We start from the raw sequence: 4441 nt of genomic DNA, 5'->3' as shown, positions 1-4441 counted from the left end.
TCCGGCCACGACCGCGGCGACATCGACACAACAAGCCCCTCCCCGGCCGGACCCTACCGACACAGGAACAACCTGCCCACCCGCTCCCACCAGCACCCTCAGCCACACGAATTAACCATCAGGGTCTACTACTGCAACCAAACGATGCGTCAGCGTGCTGACGCGGGCGCTTGTCGTGCCCGGAGTGCCGGTGAGTTGAGCGGTGGGTGACTCACCGCTGGTTGGTGACTGCGGCCGGCGGGTTGTGTCCATTTTGTGATGCCGACTGGATCACCGCGGTGATGAAACCGGTGACGTCACCGCCGTTGAGTGAGTAAGCGGGATGTGTCGGCACTGCACTGACACATCTCCAAGTTTCGTTGCACTAACGGCACGGTGTCCGTCGCACTACTGCAACGGTGCACTACTCTGCTCAACGATCAGGAAGAGAAGGGGCTCACCGAACCGATGACAGGCACCGACCCCGCAGTTCCGATTCCTCGGCCGACCAAGAGGCGCCGGCCGCTGCCGTCTCCCCCGGTGATCGCACAGCCAAGGGGACAGCAGGTCGAGGTTCCCCCCGGGCACGGGGCGCAGATCTACCCGCTGGCGACGTCAACCGGCTTCATCGGCGGTGCCTACAGCATGGATTCGCTGCAATTCATGCTCTGGGCCGCGCGGCGATACGCCGACCCCGAGGAGCGGTTCGTTGCCGTCATCTTGCTGGCGCTGATCGGCTTCCAAGAGGTCGGAGGGCACATCACCAAGACCCAAGACGAGATCGGCAAGCACGTCGGCTACAGCCGTGCCCATGTCGCCTGGGCCCAAAGTCTGCTCACGGACGACGGCGTGCTCCGTCGGGTGCGCCGCGGCGTCTACCAGCTCGTGCCCTCCGCTGCCCTGCGCGGGGGCGTGCGGACACCACCGGCGGGGAAGCGTAAAGTTCCCGGGGACAAGCCCGAACGGGTCCATCAGCTCGATCTCCTCAAGGAGATTCTGGAGGACCCCGAGGCGCCGGACGCGTTCAAGCAGATGGCGCAGGCCGATGCCACGCTGCCAGAGGGTCCACGAGAGAAGGGGACGAAATGACCATTGCGACGGCCACCCACTTCGCTCCGCGTAGGTCCGAGCACCTTTCGATCTCGGTCGAGGGCCTCAGCTACGTTCCCCGCCTCCCCCCGACTTCCTACGCCATGCTGCTGCACATGCTCACATTGCAGGAGCAGGGCGGCTTGGTCCGCGCGACTCATGACGAGCTCGCAACGGGGCTGGCCCTGAACCGCGGCGTCATCAGCCGAGCGATGCCCTACCTCGTAGCCGCGCGACTCGTCTACATCGTGGGCCGCGGCAAGTTCCAGATCCACCCCATGCTCGCCGCCTACCCCACGGCCCAAGACCGGCACGAGGCCCTGAACGCGCTCGCTCCCGAAGACCGACTGAACGTCGGCCACTTCGAAGAAGAATACGAACGCCGCCTCGCCCTCCACCAAGAGAACAAGGCCCGCCGGAAAGCCGAGCAGCCCCGCAAGGTCACACGCGGACACCTGCGCAGCGTGCACTGACTTGGCATGGTGAAGGGGCCCGCACCACCAGGTGCGGGCCCCTTCACCATGCCAAGCCAGACTCAACGGTAACCCGTCGATTTCATGCTCCGATTCCGATGGAGCCCACATATGCGTACGCCGCATAGTCGGAATCCAGGTCGGTGATCACGTCATCCCAAATCTCGTCCAAGGCGGCCAGGTCGCCCTGGCTCCAGGCGTCGACCGCGTCGTCCCAGATGTACCGGGCCTGCACGGACCGCTCGCTGACGGTGGGCCGGCGCCGTTTCTCGTCCACCAGGGTTTGGTCCACCGGGTAGATCTCGATCCGCCGGCCCCGGCCGCCGTTGTCGAGGAGGCGTTTCAGCGCCCCGGAGCGTACGAGGTTGGCCCGGCGGTGCTCCTGGTACGCCTTGTCCACGGCGTCCAGCTTGGCCCGGCTGGGACGGGCGCCGCGGTTCCAGGAGCGCAGCAGGCGGGCGCTGATGCCGTTGCGGTCGAGCACCTGCCGGCCGGGTCCGCTGGACAGATATCGCAGCCGCGCGGACAGGCCGCGCTTCGCGGTGACCGGGGTCGCGATGCCGCCCTCCCCGGCGATCCGGTCGATCTCTGCGGCCAGGGCCTGGGCACCGCTCATGCCCCGGGCGCCGTGTTTCTGCCATTCGCCCCAGAGATCGGTGGCTCCACTCACGGTCTACTCCCCCAGCGTGTAGATCGACTTGGCCTTGACCTGGCTGAGGTCGCGGCCTTCCGGGAACACCTGCTGCCAGTCACCGGCCACATGCAGTTCGTCGGTGCCGGACATTTCCACCACGGTCAGACCGGCGGCGTGCGCCTTATGCGCTTTCAGCCACAGGTTCGCGAATGCCTGAGAGCGGATGATGTGCATCCAGTCGGGGCGCCGGATTTCCCGATTCGCCGTACTCTCACCGATGGTTGACACAAACTTAGAATACATGGACTTCACGTACTCATTTGTCACGTCATCGCCATTGGCGATGGCCTCTTTCCGGACCTCCGTGAGAGTGCGGCGCATTTTCTCCAACAGGCCCTCGGATGCTCCGGACGTCCACGACTCGTGAATGACTGGCGTCTCACAGAACCCCAACTTCGCGCACCTCAGTAGAAGTCGCAGGGTGGGTTCGGTAATCCACAGGTCCCCCGGCTCTTTCCGGGCGCCCAGCGGGGACGGCAGGTCCGGCATCCCCCAAGCTGCCGGGGTGACCCGGTGGACACCGGAGCGCTTCGGGTTGTGGTCGGCGCCCTCGGAGTGGACGAGCTTGCCGATCGGCAACCACGTCTTGAGCGCCGCGAGGTAGGCGGCGTTCATGTCCAGCGCGATGACGTCGAGGCGGACGTGGCCGGCGCGCGCGGCCCGGTGCAGCTCCTCCGCCCGCCACTTCGGGCGGCCCTCCCAAATCTGATCGGCGCCCTTTTGCGACGCCTTCTTGAGGATGTCCACGGTCGGCGGGAACTCGGAGTGCTCGTACCGGCCACCGACCCGGGACGCGGCGAACAACTCCATCACGTCCGGGACGGCCGTCTTGATGAGGGCCGCCCGCGCCGCGTCCCGGTCACCGCCATGGACGGTCAACTCGTGGTCGACGCGGGCACGGACGCGATCCGCCAACGGACCGGCCGGCGCAGCCATGCGCCTGGGGACAGGCGGCGCAACCGGGGCTGGCTCGGCGACGGGGGCGCGCCGGGCCGCGGTACTGCGGGCGGTCGGGGCCGGGGCCGGCTCGACCGGGGTCGGGGTCGAAGCCGGCTCGACCGGGGTCGGGGTCGAAGCCGGCTCGACCGGGGTCGGGGTCGAAGCCGGCTCGACCTGAGCCGTGGCCGGGGTCGGGGCGTCGAGGGGTAGGAGCGTCTGGGTGCCGCCGGCTGCGACCCGGTCGGCGGGCAGGCGGGTCAGGGCGTGAGTCGGGCCCGCGAGAAGGTCGAGGACGGGCATGCCCCAGTGCGCGGCGAGACGGTCGCAGTCGGCCAGGGTCCAAGAGGCCAGGCCCCGCTGTCTGCGGCTGATCTGACTTTGCGTGAGCCCCAGGGCGGCCGCCACGTCTGCCTGCTGCTCGCCTGTGCGGTGGGTGATCGCGGTCACGGTCACCCGCAACATTTCTTCCGTACTCATCGCCATACCCCTCACTCTAGCTCAGAGAATGCGGATACCGCATTCAGAACGCACCTTTCGCATTCCGCGTGTGGCTCGCTGTCACCTGACCTGAGCCGGGACGTGCCCTGCCTCATGGAACGGGGCGCAGCCATGGGCTGGCCCAAGGCGATCGGTCAACTGCCTTCGCCAACAGGGCCTCGACGACCGGGAGGACCGTCCCGCCGTGGGCGCGGTAGGGCCCGGGCGGTTCAGGTGAGGAAGGTGGCGAGGGCGCCGGCTACGGCGATGGTGAGGGTGATGACGGCGGCGAAGGTGGTGGCGGCGCGGGTGAGGGCGGTGGGGTAGGTGGCGCCGTCCATGCGGGCGAGCTTGCCCGCGCCGGCGCCGGCCAACAGGGCGACGACGGTGACGAGTGCGGTGGTGAGCAGTACGACGGCGACGGTCACGGTGTTCTCCGGATGCTTGGTGGGTGTTGACGTGGTCCAAGGTCTCGGAAGTGGTGCGCGTCGGGGTTCGTCCGGTCGAAGATGAACACCGGCGAACATAGAGGTCTTGGGGGCGAGTGGCGTGCACGGCGGGCAAGATCATCAGGGTGCGGCACTCACCGAGTTGCGCAGGATGCTGGACGACGGTCGGGCTCGTGCCGGGCTGAACAAGTCGCAGCTGGCCGCCCGGACCGGATTAGGTCCTGTACGGGATTCAGATCATGTTCGTCCGGTGATGCTGCGTAGCCAGAGCATCGTGCCGCAGAGGTGGAGTCCGGCCAGGTAGCTCTCCGGGGTCTTGTCGTAGCGGGTGGCGATCCCGC

At 67.6% G+C, this 4441-nt stretch carries 5 protein-coding genes and 1 pseudogene; 2 read left to right on the top strand and 4 right to left on the bottom strand.

Going from position 1 to position 4441, the window contains the following annotated elements; translation table 11 throughout:
• Positions 1 to 519 precede the first annotated feature (519 nt).
• Together OTB19_RS41745 and OTB19_RS41740 are read left to right on the top strand one after the other, a co-directional pair.
• Complete coding sequence (locus OTB19_RS41745) at positions 520 to 1068, top strand: hypothetical protein (RefSeq protein WP_267804088.1); 549 nt, start codon at positions 520 to 522, stop codon at positions 1066 to 1068.
• Complete coding sequence (locus OTB19_RS41740) at positions 1065 to 1541, top strand: hypothetical protein (protein WP_267804087.1); 477 nt, start codon at positions 1065 to 1067, stop codon at positions 1539 to 1541. The genes OTB19_RS41745 and OTB19_RS41740 overlap by 4 nt, the downstream gene beginning before the upstream one ends.
• Positions 1542 to 1623: 82 nt before the next feature.
• Here OTB19_RS41740 and OTB19_RS41735 read toward each other — a convergent pair whose 3' ends face one another.
• The 4 genes and pseudogenes from OTB19_RS41735 to OTB19_RS41725 all read right to left on the bottom strand — a co-directional run bounded on the left by OTB19_RS41735 (position 1624) and on the right by OTB19_RS41725 (position 4079).
• A complete protein-coding gene (locus tag OTB19_RS41735; RefSeq protein WP_267804086.1) occupies positions 1624 to 2211 on the bottom strand; it encodes a hypothetical protein in 588 nt (195 codons plus the stop codon).
• A gap of 3 nt (positions 2212 to 2214) precedes the next feature.
• Positions 2215 to 3171 carry a dihydrolipoamide S-succinyltransferase gene (locus tag OTB19_RS41730; RefSeq protein WP_324290594.1) on the bottom strand — a complete coding sequence of 319 codons (957 nt, stop codon included), beginning with the start codon at positions 3169 to 3171 and terminating at the stop codon, positions 2215 to 2217.
• A gap of 327 nt (positions 3172 to 3498) precedes the next feature.
• Positions 3499 to 3636 (bottom strand): annotated as a pseudogene (locus OTB19_RS43525) (XRE family transcriptional regulator); the annotation flags it as partial.
• 245 nt (positions 3637 to 3881) lie between these two features.
• Positions 3882 to 4079 carry a hypothetical protein gene (locus OTB19_RS41725; protein ID WP_267804084.1) on the bottom strand — a complete coding sequence of 66 codons (198 nt, stop codon included), beginning with the start codon at positions 4077 to 4079 and terminating at the stop codon, positions 3882 to 3884.
• Positions 4080 to 4441: the final 362 nt, after the last annotated feature.

Origin of the sequence: Streptomyces sp. H27-H5, assembly GCF_026627505.1 — a bacterium.
Classification (GTDB): Bacteria; Actinomycetota; Actinomycetes; order Streptomycetales; family Streptomycetaceae; genus Streptomyces.
The sequence above is the reverse complement of the archived record's forward strand: the minus strand, read 5'-3'. Positions and strand labels throughout refer to the sequence as shown.

Bases quoted from the DNA above. Each gene is read 5' to 3' on its own strand.
- OTB19_RS41740 (WP_267804087.1), top strand. From the start codon at position 1,065: ATGACCATTGCGACGGCCACCCACTTCGCTCCGCGTAGGTCCGAGCAC.
- OTB19_RS41730 (WP_324290594.1), bottom strand. From the start codon at position 3,171: ATGGCTGCGCCGGCCGGTCCGTTGGCGGATCGCGTCCGTGCCCGCGTC.